Genomic DNA, 20977 nt, shown 5'->3' with positions numbered 1-20977 from the left:
TAAGACAGTTGCTCCCACATTGGGTTCTGCGTCATGATCTAGAGATCGGACTCTTTCACTACCCTGACCTTCCCCGCATCCAGCGCATACGCCGCGTCCGCCAGGTCATTGTTGACCTTCTCCACCTTCAACGTGCCCGTCACCCACAGCGGCGTGTAGATATCATCCAGCTTCAGCCCCTTGGGATAACGCACCAGCACCAGTTGGTTAGGTGGCGGTGGCGGCACGTGGATGCAGGCGCCCGGGTATGGCACCAGGAAAAACAGCGTGCTGCGGCCCTTGGCGTCGGTTTCCAACGGCACCGGGTAGCCGCCAATGCGGATGTTCTTGCCGTTCATGGCGGCCACGGTCTTGGTCGAATACATCACCGCCGGCAAGCCTTTGCTCTGCTTCAAGCCACCTTTATCGGTGAAGGTGCCTTGGGCTTCGGGGGAGTTGTGGTCGATCTCGGGCATGGCCTCGAGGGCTTTCTGGTCTGAAAGCGGCATCAGGTCGAGCCAATCGGTTTCCGGCAGTTCACCGGCGTGCGCCAGGCCAGAGCCCAACAGGAGAAGTGTGAATAGAAGACGGCGCATGAAAAAGCTCGGCAAGTTCAGATGCCGAGCATTCTAGCCCTCTGCGCCTGCGCAGCGCAGAGGGCTTTGTCGCTTAGATCATTTCTTTTTCAGCAGGCCGTAGATCACCAACAGCACGATGGCGCCGATCAGCGCGCCGAGGAAGCCCGCGCCTTGACCCGCCTGGTAGATGCCCAGGGCCTGACCACCGTAGGTGGCGACCAGGGAACCTGCGATACCCAGCAGGATGGTCATGATCCAGCCCATGCTGTCGTCGCCAGGCTTGAGGAAGCGCGCCAGCAGGCCGACGATCAAGCCGATAAAGATGGTTCCAATGATACCCATGGCATTTCCCTCTGAATGAAGTGAACTACACCAAAGCCTAGTCAGACTTTAGCGTCCTGCAATCAGAGAGGCGGCGATAACCAATGGTTCCCGCCGCCCTCAAGGTTATTGCTCGGCGATCAGCGCTTCGACCTTGAGAATCTGCGCCTCAAGGGTTGCACGGTCCTTGCAACGCAGGTTGGCGTGGCCAACTTTACGCCCGGCCTTGAAAGCCTTGCCGTAGTGATGCAGGTGGCAGTCATCAATGGCGATGACTTTTTCTACCGGCGGGACTGCGCCGATAAAGTTGAGCATGGCGCTCTCGCCGACCTTCGCTGTGGAACCCAGCGGCAAGCCCGCCACCGCCCGCAGGTGGTTTTCGAACTGGCTGCACTCGGCACCTTCGGTGGTCCAGTGCCCGGAGTTGTGCACGCGCGGGGCGATTTCGTTGGCCTTGAGGCCGCCGTCGACTTCAAAGAACTCGAACGCCATCACGCCGACGTAATCCAGCTGCTTGAGCACGCGGCTGGAATAGTCTTCGGCCAGGGCCTGCAGCGGGTGGTCGGTGCTGGCCACGGACAGCTTGAGAATGCCGCTGTCGTGAGTGTTGTGCACCAACGGGTAGAAGCGGGTCTCGCCGTCACGGGCGCGCACAGCGATCAGAGAAACTTCACCAGTGAACGGCACAAAGCCTTCCAGCAGGCAGGCAACACTGCCCAGTTCGGCAAAAGTGCCGACCACATCGGCAGCAGTGCGCAGGACTTTCTGGCCCTTGCCGTCATAACCCAGGGTGCGGGTCTTGAGCACGGCTGGCAGGCCGATGCTGGCGACGGCGGCGTCCAGGTCTGCCTGGGACTGGATATCGGCGAAGGCGGGGGTCGGGATACCCAGGTCCTTGAACATGCTCTTCTCGAACCAGCGGTCACGCGCGATGCGCAAGGCTTCGGCGCTCGGGTACACCGGCACGAACTGCGACAGGAAGGCCACGGTTTCGGCCGGGACGCTTTCGAATTCGAAGGTCACCAGGTCGACTTCATCGGCCAGTTGGCGCAGATGGTCCGGGTCGCTGTAGTCAGCGCGCAGGTGTTCACCCAGGGCAGCGGCGCAGGCGTCCGGCGCCGGGTCCAGGAAAGCGAAGTTCATCCCCAGCGGGGTGCCCGCCAAGGCCAGCATGCGACCCAGTTGGCCGCCACCGATTACACCGATTTTCATCAATCAATACCTTCAGGCGATACGTGGGTCTGGATTGTCCAGCACGCTGTCTGTCTGCTCAGCACGGAATTTTTTCAGCACCGCATGGAACTGCGGGTGCTTGGCGCCCAGGATGCTGGCGGACAGCAACGCAGCGTTGATCGCGCCGGCCTTGCCGATTGCCAATGTAGCCACCGGAATACCGGCCGGCATCTGCACGATGGACAACAGCGAATCCACGCCCGAGAGCATCGACGACTGCACCGGCACACCGAGCACCGGCAGGTGGGTCTTGGCCGCACACATGCCTGGCAGGTGCGCCGCACCGCCGGCACCGGCGATGATCACCTCGATGCCACGGGATTCTGCTTCATCGGCATACTGGAACAGCAAATCCGGGGTGCGGTGGGCAGAGACCACTTTCACTTCATACGGAATGCCGAGTTTTTCCAGCATATCGGCGGTGTGGCTAAGGGTGGACCAATCGGACTTGGAGCCCATGATCACGCCAACCAATGCACTCATCGTCGTGCCTCTTCTCTCTGGGCGCCCGCAGGCGCGTCAAAAAACAACAAGCCACGCGGGAAATCCGGCGTGGCTTGGTGTACGAATTAAGGCCGGTTGGACCGGCCGAAGGCCGCGCAGTATACCGTAATAATCCAGATAAACAGCCCCTGGAATGACCATCTGTCTTACGGCGCAAAGTGGCGGTTTTATTGACTTCTAAGTCAGCGAAACCGGCGCAAATTTCCCCTGAGAAAAAGGGTCAATGTGGGAGCTGGCTTGCCTGCGATAGCATCACCTCACTTATGGCTGATGTACCGAGGCGCCTGCATCGCAGGCAAGCCAGCTCCCACAGTTGATCTGCATTGCGCTCAGGTGCTTTGTGCAGCCCCGCCTTCCAATTTGCGCCACAGCAGCCGCACGTTCGCCTTGCGCACCAACGCGCAGCGATACAGACGAATCTCCAGCGGCACATGCCATTGCGGGCCGCCGCACACCACCAGTTCGCCACGTGCCAGTTCGGCACGCACGCTCAACTGCGGCACCCAGGCGATACCCAAGCCTTCAAGGGCCATGCTCTTGAGACTGTCTGCCATGGCAGTTTCGTAAATGGTGGTGAAACGCAGGGCGCGCTGGCGCAGCAGCAAATTTACCGAGCGCCCGAGAAAGGCGCCGGCACTGTAGGCCAGCAACGGCACGCTGCCCTCACCCTCCAGGTCGAACAGCGGTTTGCCGTCGGCGTCGGCGGCGCACACCGGGAGCATCTCGGTGTTACCCAGGTGCAGCGACGGGAAGATTTCCGCGTCCATCTGCATGGCCGCATCCGGGTCGTAGAACGCCAGCATCAAGTCGCAGCCGCCTTCGCGCAGGGCGTGCACTGCATCGCCAACGTTGGTGGCGACCAGTCGGGTCGCGATGTTAAGGCCCTCGTTACGCAGTTGCGCGATCCAGCGCGGGAAGAAGCCCAATGCCAGGGAGTGCGCGGCCGCCACTTGCATGACTTCGCCCTGCCCACCTTCCAGGTGATGCAAATGGCGCAGCACTTCACCGAGCTGTTCGACCACCGTGCGCGCGGTGACCAGGAACAGCTGCCCCGCCGCCGTCAGCTCGACGGGCGTGCGCGAACGGTTGACCAACGTCAGGCCCAACGCGGCTTCAAGGCTACGGATACGCCGGCTGAACGCTGGCTGGGTGACAAAGCGCCGCTCCGCTGCCTGGGAAAAGCTGCGGGTTGCCGCCAGGGCGCTGAAGTCTTCCAGCCATTTGCTCTCAAGGTTCATCGCTTCCTCCCACGGACACGCACCATTTTGGCACACACGCCCGCCATGATAACCGGGTCACATCAACATTATGCCGTTTGTGCATAGGCCAGTGTTTAACAGCATTGGCCCAAAAACTTCTACAAGCCTAGCATTCGCAGCGTTCCGGCCTGTTCCGGGTCCATATCGAGATGATTTCCGTCATGTCCTCCGCTGCATCATTCCGCACAGAAAAAGACCTGCTTGGCGTACTCGAAGTACCGGCTCAAGCGTATTACGGCATCCAGACCCTGCGAGCGGTGAACAACTTCCGCCTCTCGGGCGTTCCGATTTCGCATTACCCGAAATTGGTGGTCGGCCTGGCAATGGTCAAGCAAGCAGCCGCTGACGCCAACCGCGAGTTGGGCCAGCTCAGCGAAGCCAAGCACGCTGCCATCAGCGAAGCCTGTGCCCGTCTGATCCGCGGCGATTTCCACGAAGAGTTCGTGGTGGACATGATTCAAGGCGGCGCTGGCACTTCGACCAACATGAATGCCAACGAAGTCATCGCCAACATCGCGTTGGAGGCCATGGGCCACAACAAGGGCGAGTACCAGTACCTGCACCCCAACAACGACGTGAACATGGCGCAGTCGACCAACGACGCCTACCCAACCGCGATCCGCCTGGGTCTGCTGCTGGGCCATGACGCGCTGCTGGCCAGCCTCGACAGCCTGATCCAGGCGTTCGCCGCCAAAGGCGTCGAGTTCGGCCACGTGCTGAAAATGGGCCGTACCCAATTGCAAGATGCCGTGCCGATGACCCTCGGCCAGGAATTCCGCGCCTTCGCCACCACCCTGGGTGAAGACCTGGCGCGCCTGAAAACCCTGGCGCCAGAGCTGCTGACCGAAGTGAACCTGGGCGGCACCGCCATCGGCACCGGCATCAACGCCGACCCGCGTTACCAGGCCCTGGCCGTACAACGCCTGGCGCTGATCAGCGGCCAGCCGCTGGTTCCGGCTGCCGACCTGATCGAAGCCACCTCCGACATGGGCGCTTTCGTGCTGTTCTCCGGCATGCTCAAGCGTACTGCGGTGAAGCTGTCGAAGATCTGCAATGACCTGCGTCTGCTGTCCAGCGGCCCACGCACCGGCATCAACGAGATCAACCTGCCGGCACGCCAGCCAGGCAGCTCGATCATGCCCGGCAAGGTTAACCCGGTGATCCCGGAAGCCGTGAACCAGGTCGCGTTCCAGGTTATCGGTAACGACCTGGCCCTGACCATGGCAGCCGAAGGCGGCCAACTGCAGTTGAACGTGATGGAGCCGCTGATCGCTTTCAAGATCTTCGACTCGATCCGCCTGCTGCAACGCGCCATGGACATGCTGCGCGAACACTGCATCGTTGGCATCACCGCCAACGAAGCCCGTTGCCGCGAACTGGTGGAACACTCCATCGGTCTGGTCACCGCGCTGAACCCGTACATCGGCTATGAAAACGCCACCCGCATTGCGCGTATCGCCCTCGAAAGCGGCCGCGGCGTGCTGGAACTGGTGCGCGAAGAAGGCTTGCTCGACGACGCCATGCTCGACGACATCCTGCGCCCCGAAAACATGATTGCTCCACGTTTGGTCCCGCTGAAGGCCTAAGCGTTTGATGCACCGCTCACCAGGTTGAGGGACTAGACACCTCTCACCTTTTGAGGGCCTGAAGGCTCGTTCTTCAGGCCCTTTTTTTTGCCCCAAGGTTGTGAAATGACGCCCATAAAAAATCCAATATCGCCCTGCAAACCCTCCTTGCCTGCAACCGCCTGGCTGAAACCTTTAATCGCCCCGTGCAGACGGATCACGCTCGCCTAGGTATAGTGCCGCCCCTCTTCGCGTCTGCGGCCGTCGGTAACGAGGCCCGCAGACATCGCGAAAGCGCATGAATAACAACACCCGCAAAAGGATTGGGGCGAAGCGTCGTGCACTGCCTGGTGCTGAGCGACGCGTCGGACCGTCCTGCGTTTGCCATTAGAAAAATCAGCGAGGAACACTCCATGCTCGAAGTCATCAACGACTTCCTCTCAGGGAAAGTACTGATCGTGCTCATTGTCGGGCTCGGCGGTTATTTCACGATCCGCTCGCGTTTCGTACAGTTGCGTCACTTTTTCCACATGTTCTCGGTGTTCAAAGACAGCCTGAAGAGCAGCGCCGGCCAGCTCAGTTCCTTCCAGGCGCTGATGCTCAGCCTGGCCGGCCGCGTGGGTGCCGGTAACATCGCCGGTGTCGGCATTGCCGTGACCCTGGGTGGCCCGGGTGCCGTGTTCTGGATGTGGGTCACCGCGCTGGTGGGCATGTCCTCGAGCTTTATCGAGTGCTCCCTCGGCCAGTTGTACAAGCGCACCGATGCCGAGGGCACCTACCGTGGCGGCCCGGCGTATTACATCCAGCACGGCTTGCAGAAGCGCTGGCTGGGTATGGTCATGGCGTTCCTGTTGCTGGTGACTTTCGGTTTCGCCTTCAACGGCCTGCAAGCCCACGCCGTGACTCACTCGCTGAACAACGCCTTTGGCCTGGACACCACCTACACCGGCCTGGCGCTGGCGGTATTGCTGGGCCTGGTGTTCATCGGCGGGATCAAGCGCATCGCTTCGATTGCCGACCTGCTGGTGCCGGTCAAGACCCTGGTCTACATCGCTGTGACCCTGTACGTGATCGTGCTGCAATTCGACCACGTGCCGGCCATGCTCGCGACCATCGTCAAAAGCGCTTTCGGCCTCGACCAAGCCTTCGGTGGCCTGGTGGGCAGCGCGATCATCATGGGTGTGAAGCGCGGCGTGTTCGCCAACGAAGCCGGTCTGGGCAGTGCGCCTAACGTGGCGGCAGTGGCCTCGGTAGAACACCCGATCGCCCAAGGCGTGGTGCAGGCGTTCAGCGTGTTCCTCGACACCTTCGTGATCTGTACCTGCACCGCGTTGCTGATCCTGCTCTCCGGTTTCTACACCCCAGGTTTTGAAGGCGACGGCATTGCCCTGACCCAGAACTCCCTGGCGGCGGTGGTCGGTGACTGGGGCCGCATGTTCATCTCGGTGGCCCTGGCGTTGTTCGTGTTCACCTCGATCATGTACAACTACTACCTCGGCGAGAGCAACCTGCGCTTCCTGGTGGGTAACAACCGCAAGGTGCTGATGGGCTACCGTGCGCTGGTGCTGGTGCTGATTTTCTGGGGTTCGATCGAGAACCTGAGCACCGTGTTCGCCTTCGCCGACATCACCATGACCCTGCTGGCGTTCGTCAACCTGTTCGCCCTGGCGTTCCTGTTCAAGATTGCCATGCGCATCCTCAATGACTACGACAACCAGCGTGCCGCAGGCATCAAGACGCCGGTGTTCGACTCCAGCCAGTTCCCTGACCTGGACCTGGACCGCAAGGCCTGGCCGGCCAACCCGGCAAAGGCAGAAGTCACCTCGGCTGAACTGAGCGCTCAAGCGCAACGTTAATCACCGCTAGATGACACGCCGCCCGGCCTTGGGCATGCTCTGGGCCCGGCGGCGTTTTTCGTTCAGGAGATTTTTCATGCAACCAGCTAACAACGTGATGGTGCTCTACACCGGCGGCACCATTGGCATGCAGGCCAGCGCCAACGGCCTGGCGCCTGCGTCGGGTTTTGAGGCGCGCATGCGCGAACAGCTCACCGATGCAGCAGTGCCCACCTGGCGCTTTCAAGAGATGTCGCCGCTGATCGACAGCGCCAACATGACGCCCACTTACTGGCAGCATCTGCGCAGCGCCGTGGTCGAGGCCGTGGACGCAGGCTGCGATGCGGTGCTGATCCTGCACGGCACCGACACCCTGGCCTACAGCGCGGCAGCCATGAGTTTTCAACTGCTGGGCCTGCCGGCGCCGGTAGTCTTCACCGGCTCCATGCTGCCGGCCGGCGTGCCCGACAGCGATGCCTGGGAAAACGTGAGCGGCGCCTTGACAGCCTTGGGCGAAGGCCTGGCGCCGGGCGTGCAGCTGTACTTCCACGGCGCGCTGATGGCACCGACCCGTTGCGCGAAAATCCGCAGCTTCGGTCGCCACCCGTTTGCGGCCCTGCAGCGCAATGGCGGCGTCGCCCAGGCCGACATGATCCCGGCCGCCCTGCATTACCGCCAGCCCAAAGCCTTGGCCAATGTCGGCGTGTTGCCGCTGGTGCCGGGCATCGCTGCCGCGCAACTGAACGCGTTGATCGACAGCGGCATCCAGGCGCTGGTGCTGGAATGCTTCGGCAGCGGCACCGGGCCGAGCGATAACCCTGATTTTCTCGCCAGCCTCAAGCGTGCGCAGGAACTGGGTGTAACCGTCGTGGCAATCACTCAATGCCATGAAGGCGGCGTGGAACTGGACGTGTACGAAGCCGGCAGCCGCCTGCGCGGCGTGGGCGTGCTGTCCGGTGGCGGCATGACCCGTGAAGCGGCGTTCGGCAAGCTCAATGCCCTGCTCGGCGCCGGGCTTGAGGCCAGTGAAGTGCGCCGCCTGGTGGAACTGGACCTGTGCGGCGAACTGAGCTGACCGGCATGTAACTTGCTCCACTTCCAGCCATCCCCTGGCTGGAAGTTTCCATGCTGCATTCCCACCTCACCACCCTCAATGCTGTTTCGCTGGTGCTTAACACCTTCAAAGGCTTGCCGCACGAGGCGCTGCTGGCCGGCAGCGGCATCTGTGCGGCGGACTTGAGCCGGGCCGACACGCGCATCACCACCAATCAGGAAATGCGCGTGTGCGCCAATGCCGTGGCCCTGCGCCGCGATGTCGGCCTGGAGCTGGGCGCACAAATGCATGTGTCGGCCTACGGCATGCTCGGTTACGCCCTGCTCACCAGTGCCACCTTTGGTGACGCATTACGCTTGGCCCTGCGGTATCCGGCGCTGCTGGGAACACTGTTCGAGTTGAGCCTTGAAGAGGACGGTGAGCGAATCTGGTTCACCGCCGGCGACTATCGGGAAAACCCCAGCCTGGAAATGTTCAACGTCGAGCTGTGCCTGGCGTCATTGAAAGTGATCTGCGACGACCTGCTCGGCCAGCCTCTGCCCTTACTGGCTGCGCGCTTTGAACATGATGCCCCCGACTATCGCATGCGCTACGCCGAGCGCTTCCCCTGCACGCTGCAATTTCAGGCCACCGCCAATGCCTTTGCCTTCGACAAACACTGGCTGGACCAGCCGCTGCCCCTGGCCGACGCCATTACTCACCAGGCGATGGCCGAGCGTTGCCGCAAACAAAACCTGGAGTTCACCGGGCGCCAGGCCTGGCTCGGCAGAATTCGCCAGCTGCTCGCCGCACAGCTCAACGCCGCGCCGGGCCTGGAGGGCTTGGCCGAGCAGATGAACTGTTCGGCACGCACCCTGCGCCGGCATCTGCATGACCTGGGCTGCAGCTACCAGGAGCTGCTGGACGAGCTGCGTTTCGAGCGCGCCAAGCAACTGCTGGCTGAGGACCACTGGCCGATTTACCGGATTGCCGAGGCACTGGGCTTCAGCGAAACGGCAAGTTTCAGGCATGCCTTTGTGCGTTGGAGTGGCGTGGCGCCGAGCCAATTTCGCGCATGATGCTTCATTGAGGGGCGAATTCAGGACAGATAATTTGGCCATAATTATCCCCTTTTGGCCGCTCCTGCCGTTCTCTTAAAGCACGCCCGCCGCAAGACTGGCTCCACCGATACAGCCTGCGGAGAACAACAAATGCTGACGATCTACTCGGACGATCACCACCTGCACCATGGCCGCTGTGAATTGATGGACGGGCAACTGATGCCCTGCTTTGAAATGCCCTCGCGCGCCGACCACGTGTTGCAACGGGTCAAAGACCGCGAACTGGGCCCGGTACACGCGCCGCAGGATTTCGGCCTGGCACCGCTGCAGCGTATCCACAGCCACGACTACCTCGACTTCTTCCAAGGCGCCTGGCAGCGCTGGACCGAGTACGGCCAGGAGGGCGACTTGCTGCCCTACACCTGGCCCGCGCGCACGCTGCGCCGGGTGATCCCCACAAGCCTGCATGGCCAGTTGGGCTATTACAGTTTCGACGGCGGCGCGCCGATTACCGCCGGCACCTGGCAAGCGGCCTACAGCGCGGCGCAAGTGGCCCTCACGGCGCAACGAGCAATCCAGAGCGGCGCCCACAGTGCCTTCGCCCTGTGCCGCCCACCTGGGCATCATGCTGCGGGCGACTTGATGGGCGGTTATTGCTACCTCAACAACGCCGCCATTGCCGCCCAGGCCTTCCTCGACCAAGGCCACAAACGCGTCGCGATCCTGGATGTGGATTACCACCACGGCAACGGCACCCAGTCGATTTTTTACGCACGCAGCGACGTGTTGTTCACCTCGATTCATGGCCATCCGGAAGCAGAGTTTCCGTTCTTCCTGGGCTATGCCGACGAGCTGGGCGAAGGTGAAGGCGAAGGCTTCAACTTCAACTATCCACTGCCGGCCGGTTCCGGTTGGGCAGCCTGGAGTGCCGCACTGGAAGAAGCCTGCGCCCAGATCGAGCGCTACGGCGCGGACATCATCGTCGTGTCCCTGGGCGTGGACACGTTCAAGGACGACCCTATCTCGCAGTTCAAGCTCGACAGCCCGGACTACCTGGCCATGGGCGCGCGCATCGCCCGGCTGGGCAAGCCCACGCTGTTTGTGATGGAAGGCGGCTACGCAGTGGAAGAAATCGGCATCAACGCCGTCAACGTCCTCGAAGGTTTTGAAGGAGCAGCCCAATGAACAGGCTCAAGTCACTCGTCCTCTGCGCCGCCGTCATCGGTGGCGCGGCCCACGCCGAAGAGAAAACCCTCAAGGTCTACAACTGGTTCGACTACATCACGCCCAAAGCCCTGGAAGACTTCAAGGCGCAGAACCCCAAGATCAAATTGGTCTACGACATCTTCGACACCAACGAAGCGCTGGAAGCCAAATTGCTCACCGGCAATTCCGGCTATGACGTGGTGGTACCGTCCAACGTGTTCCTGGCCAAGCAGATCGAAGCCGGCGTGTTCCAGCCGCTGGACCGCAGCAAGCTACCAAACTGGAACCACCTCGACCCCAAGCTGATGAAGCTGATCGAAGCCAACGACCCCGGCAATAAATTCGCCGTGCCTTACATGTACGGCACCATCCTCATTGGCTTCAACCCGGCCAAGGTCAAGGCCGCCCTGGGCGACAATGCGCCGGTAGACAGTTGGGATCTGATCTTCAAGGAAGAGAACATCAGCAAGCTCAAGCAATGTGGTGTGGCGCTGTTGGACTCGCCCTCCGAGATCCTGCCACTGGCCTTGCAGCACCTGGGCCTGGACCCCAACAGCAGCAATCCCAAGGACTACGACAAGGCCGAAGCGCTGCTGATGAAGATCCGCCCCTACATCACCTACTTTCACTCCTCCAAGTACATGGCCGATATCGCCAACGGTGATATTTGTGTGGCGGTGGGTTATTCAGGCAGTTTCTCCCAGGCCGCCAACCGTGCCAAAGAAGCCAAAAATGGCGTGACCGTGGACATGCGTCTACCCAAGGAGGGCGCGCCGATCTGGTTCGACATGCTCGCCATCCCCAAAGGCGCTAAAAATCCGGACGACGCCTACACCTTCATCAACTACCTGCTGCAACCCACAGTGATCGCGCCCATCAGTGACTTTGTCGGCTATCCCAATCCGAACAAGGACGCTACCGAGAGCGTCGACCCTGCCATTCGCCACAATCCCAACTTGTATCCGACCGACACCGCCATGGCCACGCTCTACACCCTTAAACCTCTGGACAGCAAAGCCGAACGCGCCAGAACAAGGGCCTGGACCAAAATCAAATCCGGCACCTGAAGCACCTTGGTTTGACGGGCGCCTTCAAATGCGCTCGTGAAGGTGGGCCTATCTAAGCACCGCCTCTCTGTGTGGCCGCGCCCTGGCATGGAACGCCTGGCCTTTACCTCAGGCTAGTTCCACCAAACGGCCAGACAGGGAAGCCTCATCATGAACGCCTCCGCTTCAAGCACCACGCCCACCAACACACCGCGTCCGGATGCACGGATAGCGCTGCTCACCCAGCTCTCTACCGGCCCTTCACGGGCGAACGCGTCTGATCTGATTTAGCGGCGCCACCGCTATTTATCTACCGTCCTCCCGGCAACGGCCATCGCTACCTTGCACATCCTCAACGCCCGTCCAGGCTAGCGATTGCAGCGGAGCAACACATGCCCAACGATCTACTTAACAACAATCATCGCCCACCCAGCACCTATGAACTGCTCACCCAGTTAACCACCGGGCCCACCACCCACGAGGTCGCCGCCACCACGTTGCGCGCGGCACTCAAAGAACTCTACCCCACCCTCAATATCGACCCCGACCTGGCCATGGTGATCAGCCCTCGCTGGAATGTCGTGGGCAGCACTGTCGAGCCGGCGCCAGCCGTTCTCCAATCCCTGACCTCAGTGCTGGCTCATCAAGCGCTGTCCCGCGAGCGGGTAACTTACATCGATGGCGAGCACTTCCTCACTTTGCAGCCGTACGCGGCGGCGCCTGTGCACCTTGAGGTGAAGATCGATGCCATCGCGCGCTTGATCAATGAGTTATCCGACTTTCTGTTCATCGCGTTTCAGGAACAGCAACTTAACTTCTGGAACGCCTCCAACGGTAGCAGCGGACCACGCTGGCAGACGTTTTCCAACTCGCTGAGGAAAGTGTGGAACGTCACCGAAGAGCAAGGCCTGGATGAGCACCAAGCGGCCATGGCCCGTGGAGTGTTCCAGAAACCCGACCGGGACAGACGCTCGTTGAATGATCGCTACAAGAGTCACGCCTACCTGGTTGATGTCGATCTACTCCGGGACGGCGAGTCCACCCACGTCAGTTTCATGGACATCGCCGTGTTGGTTGGCGAGCATGACAAACGCCCATTGATCCTGACGCACTCGCTGGTAAGCGGTTACGAAACCTTTGAGTCACTTGAAACATTCGGCGCCTCGCTGCCCGCCCGGTTGAGTGCGCCAAAGCGCGATACCACGTTGCAATGGCGCTTGTATGAACCCGATGGCAACTTTTTCGACACACTGGCCTGTACTCTGATCGAACTACAAATCCGCGCCATCGGCAGTTACGGCCAGGCCTTTGTCGAGGAGCCGGCAGAGGAGCAGGCAAGCCCGGCCACCGTCGCCCGCATTGTGCCCAGCATCGAAGAGATGAGCGATCACCAACTCTCGAGTATCCGAGACGTTCATCATCAACTGCCCGACTGGCTCGCTTCGGCATCGGACTCGGACACCGCCGCCTATAGCCGCTACATGATCGACCTGGCCCAACTGCATACCCATTATCACGGCGAAACATTCCGGGACGGCATTGCCCCCATTCGCGACTATGCCCGCACACAACTGCAAAGCCGCATCCACTCGCATAAAGACGGTGCGAGCCTGAACCTGGACAAAATCGAGGTGGTGATCGAAAGCCCGGTGGTGTGGGGCACGCTCGTCGTGCCGGGCAGCGTGGACATCACCCGTCGCAGCCTGATCGATCTGGCGTTGGACAACCTCACCGGCCTGCCCACCGGCAACACCACGGTGCACTACAACGGCAATGACGATGGCGTCCCCAGTTGGCTGACCTTCAGCTATTTGAAAGACCTGATCGAAGACGTTGATATCGGCAAGCACTATCCCGTGCTGATCAAACAGAAACTGCTCGATGACCCGGCGCAATCCAGTCACCGCCAGCAGCTCTACATCAACCACCTGCGCCTGCAACTGCCGCTGTTGGCCCTGCAAATGAAAATCCGCCAACAGGGCGCAATTGATGAACTCGGCTACCGCTACGTTGCCGCCGTGATGCACGCCGATGAATACGACCGGCATGTAGACGGGCAGCCCATTGTTATCCGCGCCCTGGCCTTCGTGCCCACCCTGCGCCCCGGCCATGAGCGCGACGTGGTCGCCAATATGTTCGTGATCGGTCCAAGGAACGCCAGCGCCGGTCCGTGCCTGCTTTATCGCCCGTTGCTGGAACCGATGCTGATGCAATTCCCGTCACGGCAAAACCTGCTGTACGCCATCAAGCATGACCGCCCCTTGCGCGAATCGGTGCTGGCCTGGCTGCCGCAAGCGCAAAGCTTCAACTACGCCCAATATGTGTTCCCGGACACCTTGCCCTCGCCCTGGACGGTGGTGCGAGCCCTGGTCGAACCCCTTACCGTGCTGTACATGAGCGGCCCCGTGACCCTGACCGATGAAGAAGTGGGCAATGACGCCCTGGCAATGCTGTTCAAGGCCAACGCCACCGCCATGGTCGAATTGGCGGACCGTCAGTCGGTGTCCAATGTGCAGAAACGCTGGGCGACGTTTCGACACACTGGCTGGCAAATCTTCAACGCTGCCCTGCCGTTCATGGGCCGTACCGTCGGAATTGCCGCCTGGGTCTGGCAAATCATGGACGACCTGCAAGCCACCGAGGAGGCTGTGAACAAGGGGGATCAACAAGCTTCGTGGACAGCGTTAGTCGATGTATTCCTCAACCTGGGCATGGCTCTGACCCTGCACATCGCCCTGCGCCATCCGCGCCCGCTGGAACAGTTCGAGGCGCCGAAGATCGAAACTGAATCCGAGTCAACAACGATCGAAACTGCCGATAAACCACCCGTCACCGAGAAAAAATATACTGCTGTGCAACAAGCAAATATTCCCGACAGCCAACTGCCCGCCAAGCATCAAGACGCGGTACACATCCTGGGGGCCCTGAGCCATAGCCGCTTGGGCCTGGCCAAGACACTTGACGGCTTCAACGTCGCCAAACCCGATAAACTTGGCGAACAAAACAAAACGCCCGGGCGCCACTTGAACCTGTATCCACTTGCAGACAAGTGGTATGCACCGGTTGGTGAGCGTTGGTTCGAGGTAAGGGTGGATGACAACGACAGTGTCATCATCATTGACCCGAAGGCACCGTTGCGTACGGGCCCGCCGTTGATCGGCAACCTGGCGGGCCAGTGGTTTGTTGATGTCCGTTTGCGACTGCGCGGTGGAGGTCTTCGACACCGTCGGCGAGCGGTCAAGGTCGATCAGCCTGAGCGCGTGGCAACACTCATGACCCAGCTCAACGCCTTCGACGCGGTCGCCACCAGCAAACAATTGGACGTGCTTAAGGCAAAGCCTGCACTGGACGCCGCCCCCGGCCCTTCCACGGACCTGCTGCGTACAGCGTTCATAGGCAACGTCGACAACCGACTGGCGGCGTACGATGAAGCGATCAGTCAGTTGAAGTCCTTGAGCATCATCGAGGCCGTGCCCACCTATCAGAGCAACATGAGTGAATACCTGAAACAGCAAATACAACTGACTCAGGTAGTCGTGGAACAACAATTGGTGGGCTATAAAGAGGCCTTGAAGGCTTCGTCCCTGATCCTCGACCCCGAAGTAGACATTGACTATAAAAACCAGGCGCGAAGCGCACAAACCCTGTCCACCTTGAACCTGGCAATCATCAAGCGCCTGGAGTTCATCAACAACCGTTTCAGCGATCTCAAAGTGCTGGGAGATGACGGCGCAACGGTCATTCAAAAAACCCTGAGCGAGTTGCCACTGCTCACCCTCGCTGAGCTCAAATCTCTGGAAATCAGCTTGGGTCGCTACTTGTGTATCGATGAAGCGCAAAGCCAGATCCCTGCCACGCTGCGAGAGCAGGTGGACCAGAGCGTCGATACAGCCGAACTGAACGTCGAGAGTTTCAATGAAATCATGAAACGGGACAGCGGTACGCTGGATGAACGCATTGATGTGCTCAACAGCCTGGTTGAGCAATTTTCCAGCGCAGACCAACGCCTGCTGGACATGCATGCCGAGCACCCGCAGTTTCTGCTGAAACCCCGCCTGGAAAGCTTTCGACAGCAGATTGGCGAATTCAGCCAGCGGGCTATTCACGACCTGGCGCAACTGCTGCGCGAGAAAAAAGCCCTGGAGCCCAAGCCCGGCAGCTCAAAAGCCCCGCCCGCGCCACGGCGCAAAGTCATCAAGACACGCTACGACGGCACTTTAATAGCCCAGCCCCAAGAGGCCGACAGCACGCTGGTCGATGTCAGGGCGTCCGTGACGGGCAAGGTACTCGCTACGTTTCATGAAAAAACCCCAGGCGTCTGGGTCAAGCGGCAAAAGGTCAGCCCGCCAGCGCCAGCGCCTGCCGCTGTAGACCTGGATACCAGCATCAACACCGGGCAAACGCTATTGGACAGCGAGCGAGCTGAAACCCACAAGTACCGGGATTTTTCGCGTAAACCCTGGCATTCGCCCCAGGACATCCAAGATATGTTCGACGCCTACGGCAAACAACTGGAGGACGCGTCAAACGATATCGAGCAAGCGCTGACTCGGCGCAATCTCACCGAAAGCGGTCATACTTCCGCCGCTTCGACCAAGCGCAACCTCAACGAGGCAGCACAGCGGCTTTATCGCCTGGGTAGAAAAACCTACATAGACATGCTCAAACAGCAACCGCCAACTGCGGCGCGGGTGGAGTGGCTGCATAGCCAAGGGCTGATAAAGATCGGCAAAACCTTCAGCCGCCGCGCCGTCAAAGGGCCGCCTAAGGGCTATCTGGACGAGTACGAAGTACGCGATAAAGAGACCAACACTGTGCTGTGGTACGCGCACTTTCACTATGCAACGAAAGGCGCCGCCCTTGAGAAATTCGAGAAGGGCCACCTGAAAACCCGTGAACAACAGCGCCTTGGTGGCTCTCGCCAACGCACCGGCCCCAGTGACTGGGAAATGATAGAAATCCACCGCAGCAGCATCGGTGATCAATTGGCCAAGTCGCTGTTCTTCAACAGCTGATGGTCTTTATGCCTGCCACGCCTGGCGCAAACGTGCCAGCGCCTGTGCGATGTCCGCCTCGGGCACAGCGGCGAACCCCATCACCAGGCCTGCGCGCTGGTCCGGTGGTGGGCTTGTGCACGCCAGCCAATAGCTACTCAAACCATTGATCTCAACATTGGCCGCATGGGCCTGAGCGAGCAACGTCTGCTCGCGGGCAAGGCTGTCCACTCGCACTGTCAGATGCAGCCCGGCCGCAACGCTGGGCAAGGCCCCGACGCCAGGCAACCCGTCCGGCCAACCGGCCAACAAAGCATTGCGCCGGCTCAGCGCAGCGCGGCGCATCCGGCGAATGTGGCGCTGGAAATGCCCTGCCGCCATAAACTCAGCCATCACCGCCTGAGTACTGACTTCGGAGTGGCGCATGTCCACAGCGCGGCGCCGGGTAAACGCTTGCACAAGGGCCGGTGGTAAAACCAGGTAGCCCAGGCGCAATGCCGGGAACGCCACCTTGCCGAAGGTGCCGACGTATAACACGCGGCCACTGCGATCCAGCGCCGCCAAGGGCGACAGCGGCGCACCGCTGTAACGGTACTCTCCGTCATAATCATCCTCGACGATCCAGCCGCCCGTACGCTCGGCCCAGGCCAGCAACTCCAGACGCCGGGCCAGGCTCATCACCACGCCCAACGGATACTGATGGGAAGGTGTGACATAGGCCACACGGCAATCATGCAGAGCGTTGAGCACCTGGCAATCCAGGCCCTCGCTATCTACCGGTACGCCATGCAATCGAGCGCCCGCCAAGGCGAACGCATGGCCGGCGGCGCGATAACCGGGGTTTTCCACCGCCACGCCGTCCCCAGGCTCCACCAGCAACTGTGCACAAAGGCTAATCGCTTGCTGTGCGCCACTGGTGATCACAATTTGCTCAGCCGTGCATTGCATGCCACGTGAACTGCGCAAATAGGCAGCGATCAGACCGCGCAAACGATCGTCACCGGCCGGGTCGCCATAGCACAGCAGTTCCAGGTTCGGCTTGCGCCAGAACGCCCCATTCAGCTTGGCCCATATATCAAACGGGAACAGGTCGAAGGCCGGCACACCCACTCGAAATGCCCGAGGCGGTCCAGCCGGAGGGTGAGCCAGGTGGTTGTTTTTTACCCGTGCCAGGCCCGCCCTGTGGATAACTTCATTGTCCAGATCTTCCGGTAAATCCGCCCATTTTGTGGATAAGGCTGGGGATAACCCTGTTGAAAACCCTGTGGATACTTTTGTGGATAGTTTTTTTGCCGTGGGCAGTTGGGCCACATAGGTGCCGTCACCCACCCGGCTTTCGATAAACCCTTCTGCGTACAGCTGATCGTAGGCGCGCACCACGCTGTTTCGGGAAATCGACAATGCCGCCGCCAAATCACGGCTGGCGGGTAATCGCGTGCCGCTGACCAGTCGCCCGTCCAGCACGCGCTGGCGCAGGGCCTCATAGAGTTGGCGCGTCAGCCCCTGACGGCGATCCAACTCGATACCTGCGGGGTTGAACGACAGCGGCGGCGCGATGGGCGACATATTGGACCTATGAAATTGGTGCCAGATGGCTCTTACAACGAACCATTAGCCTGCCTAGGATGCAGGCATTCGCCAAGGAAAATTTCCATGTACACACCGCGCGCCTTTGCCCTCAATGATTTGCCTGAACTGCAGCAACTGATCCAGCACACCCGCCTGGCGCAGTTGGTGACCTTTGGTGAGCAAGGCCTGCAGGCCAGCCATTTGCCGCTGCTGCTCAACCCCGACGAAGGCCCGAATGGCACGCTCTACGGGCACTTGGCCAAGGCCAACCCGCAATGGCGTGACCTGCAAAATGGCAGCGAAGCCTTGGTGATTTTTGCCGGTGCCGACGCTTATGTCAGCCCGTCGTTTTACCCGGCCAAGGCCGAGCACGGCAAAGTGGTGCCCACCTGGAATTACATCGCCGTGCATGCCTACGGCAAGGCTGAGGTATTTGCCGACGCCGAGCGTCTGCTCGCGGTGGTCACCGACCTCACCGATCGCCACGAAGGCAGCCGCGCCCAGCCATGGAAAGTCAGCGACGCCCCGGCCGACTACATTGACGGCATGCTCAAGGCCATCGTCGGCTTCGCCCTGCCCGTCGAGCGCCTGATCGGCAAGCGCAAACTCAGCCAGAACCGCAGCACAGCCGATATTGCCGGCGTGCGCGAAGGCCTGGCTGCCAGCCTTGATGTGCGCGACCAGACCCTCGCGCGCTTTATTCCCCAAGGAGTTTCAGAATGAGTCAGATCGACATCCGCCAAGTAACAGCCGCCGACCACGTCGCGTGGCTACCGCTGTGGCAGGCGTATTTGAAGTTCTACGAAACCGAACTGCCGGACGCCGTCAGCCAAAGCACCTGGCAACGCCTGATCGATGCCAACGAGCCGACCCATTCGGCGCTCGCCTGGCAGGACGGCAAGGCGGTGGGCATGGTCAACTTTATCTACCATCGCTCCAACTGGAGCATCGAGAATTCCTGCTACCTGCAGGATCTGCTGGTGGACCCAGCCCAGCGCGGCAGTGGCGTGGGCCGTAAGTTGATCGAGTTTGTCTACGCCACCGCCAAGGCCGACAACTGTGCCAAGGTGCACTGGTTGACCCACGAGACCAACGCCACCGCGATTGCGCTGTACGAACGCATCGCCGAACGCCCGGGTTTCATTCAATTTCGCAAAGGTCTTTAAGGAGCGCAGCATGCCTATCTCACCCGCCGACTGGAAAGGCGTCCCGGCGCCCACGGTTCAACTGCTTGAAGGGCGTTTTATCCGTCTGGAAAAACTCGACCCGGCGCGGCATGCCGACGGTCTGTTCCGCGCCCTTGAAGGCCCCGGTGCCGACCCGAAACTCTGGGACTATTTGCCTTACGGCCCCTTCCCGGAGCGCGCCGCGTTCGATGCATGGCTCAACAACCATGCAACCAACAGCGACCCGTACTTTTTCAGCGTGATCGACCGCGTCAGCGGCGATGTGCAAGGCATCCTCAGCCTGATGTCCATCGTCCCGGCCCAGGGCCGTATCGAAATCGGCCACGTCACCTTCGGCGCGCCGATGCAACGCTCGCCCAAAAGCACCGAGGCGGTGTACTTGTTGGCCAAATACGCGTTCGAGCAGGGCTACCGTCGACTGGAGTGGAAGTGCAACAACGGCAACGCCCGCTCAAAATACGCGGCCGAACGACTGGGCTTCAGCTTTGAAGGGGTGTTCCGCCAGCATATGGTGGTGAAGGGGCAGAATCGCGATACCGCGTGGTATTCGATTCTGGATTCGGAATGGCCCACCGTGGGCGCAGGCTTTGAAGAGTGGTTGTCCGAAGCGAACCAGGCCGGTTCTGGTCAGCTCAAAGGCCTGGCGGAGTGTCGCCGCCAGGCGATTTAAGCCTCAGGCCAGCTTCTGGGCGAGCACGGCAATGTGCTCCGGCCCAATCCCGCAGCAACCGCCTAAATGGCTGGCACCGCGTGCCTGCCAATCAGCGGCCCAGTGCAAGTAGCCGGGTGGGTCGAGATCGTCACGCAGGGGGTCGAGGCCATCGTTCGCGGTGGCCTCCTTGGGCTGCGGCGGGAAGGCGTTAGCGTAGGCGCCGATCTGAATGCTCACCCCCAGGCGCTCAAACGTTTGGCGCGCGGTATCAATGGCTGCGCCAATCACCTCCGGCTGGCTGCAATTGAACAGCAGCACCGCCACACCGAGTTGCGCGGCCGCTTCAGCCGCGTCTGCCACCGGTTCGCCAGAACGCAGGCGTGGCACCTCATCGGTGTCTTCATCCTTCAAGGTAAACGACAGCCAGAACGGTTTTCCGTCCTGCGGCAGGCCGGCGTGGATTGCCCGTGCCTCAACGATTGAACTCTGGGTTTCCGCCAGCCATAGGTCGACATGGGGCGCCAGGCCATTCACCAGTGGCGTCAGCAGTTCGCTGACTCGGCCGGCCTCGAACAAATCGGGCCGGTAGGAGCCGAACAGCGGCGGCAATGAGCCTGCCACACGCACCGTCTGGCTTGAAGCCTGTACCGCACGTCGCGCCAATTCACCGGCCAACGCCGCAAGCGCCTGGCCTTCGGCAGCAAACCGCGCTTCGCCAATATGAAACGGCACAACCGCGTAGCTGTTGGTGGTGATGACGTTGGCACCGCTCTGGATATAAGCCGTGTGCACCGCCTCTACCGCCTGCGGCGCTTCGCTCAACGCCAATGCCGACCACTCCGGCTGCCGAAACGGCGCGCCCCGGCGTTGCAGTTCACGGCCCATGCCACCATCGAGAATTACTGCGCTTACTGTGCCCATATGCTTTTTACTCATAAGCTTATGAAAATAACTC

At 60.8% G+C, this 20977-nt stretch carries 17 protein-coding genes; 10 read left to right on the top strand and 7 right to left on the bottom strand.

Features of this window, described 5'->3' with window-relative positions; genetic code table 11:
- Nucleotides 1–38: 38 nt before the first annotated feature.
- The 5 genes from HX790_RS26780 to HX790_RS26760 all read right to left on the bottom strand — a co-directional run bounded on the left by HX790_RS26780 (nt 39) and on the right by HX790_RS26760 (nt 3853).
- A complete protein-coding gene (locus HX790_RS26780) occupies nt 39–575 on the bottom strand; it encodes a DUF3299 domain-containing protein (RefSeq protein ID WP_017135795.1) in 537 nt (178 codons plus the stop codon).
- Between the two features lie 78 nt (nt 576–653).
- The gene (locus tag HX790_RS26775; protein ID WP_058424295.1) at nt 654–899 is read right to left on the bottom strand and encodes a GlsB/YeaQ/YmgE family stress response membrane protein; all 246 of its coding nucleotides are present in this window, start codon (nt 897–899) and stop codon (nt 654–656) included.
- A 105-nt stretch (nt 900–1004) separates the two neighbouring features.
- Nucleotides 1005–2090 carry a 5-(carboxyamino)imidazole ribonucleotide synthase gene (locus HX790_RS26770; protein WP_017135794.1) on the bottom strand — a complete coding sequence of 362 codons (1086 nt, stop codon included), beginning with the start codon at nt 2088–2090 and terminating at the stop codon, nt 1005–1007.
- Between the two features lie 12 nt (nt 2091–2102).
- Nucleotides 2103–2594 (bottom strand): 5-(carboxyamino)imidazole ribonucleotide mutase, encoded by a 492-nt coding sequence (gene purE / locus HX790_RS26765; protein WP_003195648.1) that lies wholly within the window; start codon nt 2592–2594, stop codon nt 2103–2105.
- A gap of 350 nt (nt 2595–2944) precedes the next feature.
- Nucleotides 2945–3853, bottom strand: a complete 909-nt coding sequence (locus tag HX790_RS26760) for a LysR substrate-binding domain-containing protein (RefSeq protein ID WP_043048142.1) — start codon at nt 3851–3853, stop codon at nt 2945–2947.
- Between the two features lie 182 nt (nt 3854–4035).
- Between HX790_RS26760 and aspA the strand changes: the two genes are divergently transcribed.
- The 7 genes from aspA to HX790_RS26725 all read left to right on the top strand — a co-directional run bounded on the left by aspA (nt 4036) and on the right by HX790_RS26725 (nt 16635).
- Nucleotides 4036–5460 carry an aspartate ammonia-lyase gene (gene aspA, locus HX790_RS26755; RefSeq protein ID WP_017135792.1) on the top strand — a complete coding sequence of 475 codons (1425 nt, stop codon included), beginning with the start codon at nt 4036–4038 and terminating at the stop codon, nt 5458–5460.
- A gap of 392 nt (nt 5461–5852) precedes the next feature.
- On the top strand, nt 5853–7295 hold the full coding sequence (locus HX790_RS26750; protein WP_138450575.1) for a sodium:alanine symporter family protein: 1443 nt from the start codon (nt 5853–5855) through the stop codon (nt 7293–7295).
- Nucleotides 7296–7371: 76 nt separating this feature from the next.
- On the top strand, nt 7372–8349 hold the full coding sequence (locus HX790_RS26745) for an asparaginase (RefSeq protein WP_176992486.1): 978 nt from the start codon (nt 7372–7374) through the stop codon (nt 8347–8349).
- A 50-nt stretch (nt 8350–8399) separates the two neighbouring features.
- Nucleotides 8400–9386 carry an AraC family transcriptional regulator gene (locus HX790_RS26740; RefSeq protein WP_138450578.1) on the top strand — a complete coding sequence of 329 codons (987 nt, stop codon included), beginning with the start codon at nt 8400–8402 and terminating at the stop codon, nt 9384–9386.
- Between the two features lie 132 nt (nt 9387–9518).
- Nucleotides 9519–10553, top strand: coding sequence for a histone deacetylase family protein (locus tag HX790_RS26735; RefSeq protein WP_017135788.1), 1035 nt, complete (start codon nt 9519–9521; stop codon nt 10551–10553).
- Nucleotides 10550–11641 carry a polyamine ABC transporter substrate-binding protein gene (locus HX790_RS26730; RefSeq protein WP_099550236.1) on the top strand — a complete coding sequence of 364 codons (1092 nt, stop codon included), beginning with the start codon at nt 10550–10552 and terminating at the stop codon, nt 11639–11641. The genes HX790_RS26735 and HX790_RS26730 overlap by 4 nt, the downstream gene beginning before the upstream one ends.
- A 371-nt stretch (nt 11642–12012) precedes the next feature.
- Nucleotides 12013–16635, top strand: coding sequence for a dermonecrotic toxin domain-containing protein (locus tag HX790_RS26725; protein ID WP_176992485.1), 4623 nt, complete (start codon nt 12013–12015; stop codon nt 16633–16635).
- Between the two features lie 6 nt (nt 16636–16641).
- On the opposite strand, the gene HX790_RS26720 is transcribed toward HX790_RS26725, so the two are convergent.
- The gene (locus HX790_RS26720) at nt 16642–18180 is read right to left on the bottom strand and encodes a PLP-dependent aminotransferase family protein (RefSeq protein WP_099550234.1); all 1539 of its coding nucleotides are present in this window, start codon (nt 18178–18180) and stop codon (nt 16642–16644) included.
- Nucleotides 18181–18267: 87 nt separating this feature from the next.
- Between HX790_RS26720 and HX790_RS26715 the strand changes: the two genes are divergently transcribed.
- Genes HX790_RS26715 through HX790_RS26705 form a run of 3 tightly spaced genes read left to right on the top strand, consistent with a single transcriptional unit; the run spans nt 18268 to nt 20040 of the window.
- Nucleotides 18268–18906 carry an FMN-binding negative transcriptional regulator gene (locus tag HX790_RS26715; RefSeq protein WP_176992484.1) on the top strand — a complete coding sequence of 213 codons (639 nt, stop codon included), beginning with the start codon at nt 18268–18270 and terminating at the stop codon, nt 18904–18906.
- The gene (locus HX790_RS26710) at nt 18903–19349 is read left to right on the top strand and encodes a GNAT family N-acetyltransferase (protein WP_176992483.1); all 447 of its coding nucleotides are present in this window, start codon (nt 18903–18905) and stop codon (nt 19347–19349) included. The genes HX790_RS26715 and HX790_RS26710 overlap by 4 nt, the downstream gene beginning before the upstream one ends.
- A 10-nt stretch (nt 19350–19359) precedes the next feature.
- Nucleotides 19360–20040: a GNAT family N-acetyltransferase gene (locus tag HX790_RS26705; protein ID WP_017135782.1), complete on the top strand. Its 681-nt coding sequence runs from the start codon at nt 19360–19362 to the stop codon at nt 20038–20040.
- Between the two features lie 3 nt (nt 20041–20043).
- On the opposite strand, the gene HX790_RS26700 is transcribed toward HX790_RS26705, so the two are convergent.
- Nucleotides 20044–20943 (bottom strand): homocysteine S-methyltransferase family protein, encoded by a 900-nt coding sequence (locus HX790_RS26700; RefSeq protein ID WP_017135781.1) that lies wholly within the window; start codon nt 20941–20943, stop codon nt 20044–20046.
- Nucleotides 20944–20977: the final 34 nt, after the last annotated feature.

This window comes from Pseudomonas sp. IPO3747 (genome assembly GCF_013385245.1).
GTDB lineage: Bacteria > Pseudomonadota > Gammaproteobacteria > Pseudomonadales > Pseudomonadaceae > Aquipseudomonas > Aquipseudomonas edaphica.
The sequence above is the reverse complement of the archived record's forward strand: the minus strand, read 5'-3'. Positions and strand labels throughout refer to the sequence as shown.